Raw genomic sequence first — 1,024 nt, forward strand, 5'->3', positions numbered from 1 at the left:
CATTGATGAAATTTTCCTAAATCAACATCAAGATTATCAATATCACGCGCCTGATTAAACTGAAGATGCTGATAAACAATCTGAATCTGCGGATCAAAAACAACACCTTTATACCCTGTTGAAAACGTTCTGCCACTCGTTAAAGAACCGCTAAACTGTTTACCCTTTAATTCCACAACCTTGCCCCGTGCAAGGGTCAAAACATCTCCCTTAAAAAGTCCATACGATACCACCCCATCTATATAAAAACCCGTATCATGCTTCAGACTTCCATAGGCAGAAACAGACCATTTATCAAATGCACTCTTTTTGCTTTGTTCAACATCCTGAGGGGTTAGAGAAAGATTTCCGTAAGACCCCATAACTCCAAAGAATGTACAACCATATAAACTCTCAATCTCATTTAACAAAACACCTGCTTCGAATGCATTATAATCGAGCTCAGCACCATAGCCATATTCAAAAGCAGATAAGTTGGAAGCATAATGATGGCTACCACCATAAGCATGCAGAAAAAAGGCTGTCTTTTCATTATCCTTCCCAAAGGAATGAAAAGCATTCCGCATTGTCTCTAATGTCTTATTTTGCGCGGTCATATCCACTAAACCAGCATGAAATAAGGCATTTGGCAAAAGAAGATAAGTTGGAACCTGTGGAACAACAGCTCTAATTTGGAGATTAGACGAGGAATCCAAAGGGTCAGAAGACCCAGAAGGCTTTGGTTCAACAGGGGCAGAAGGAGGAGGAACAGAATCTGGAGATGAAGTGTCCTCCGGAACAGAGAGCTCAGATGGACGAACCTCATCAGTAGAATCTTCAACTGGAACAAACGGTGCAGGCATAGGTTGCACAAAAGAATGGTCCTCTGGAACAGTTGGTACAGAAGGACGTACAGGTTCAACAGGGGTAGAAGGAGTGGGGACAGAATCTGGAGATGAAGGAGATACCGGAATAGAGGGCTCAGATGGACGAACCTCATCAGTAGAATCTTCAACTGGAACAAACGGTGCAGGCATAGGTTGCA

The 1,024-nt window shown here is 42.5% G+C and carries 1 protein-coding gene; it reads right to left on the minus strand.

Annotation, left to right across the window (positions count from 1 at the left end; all coding sequences use genetic code 11):
- Positions 1-1,024, minus strand: a 1,024-nt coding sequence (locus ACFILY_RS09480; RefSeq protein ID WP_375645349.1) for an autotransporter domain-containing protein, incomplete at both ends; no start/stop codon positions are given.

This window comes from Bartonella sp. CL25QHWL, assembly GCF_042195335.1.
Taxonomy (GTDB): Bacteria; Pseudomonadota; Alphaproteobacteria; order Rhizobiales; family Rhizobiaceae; genus Bartonella.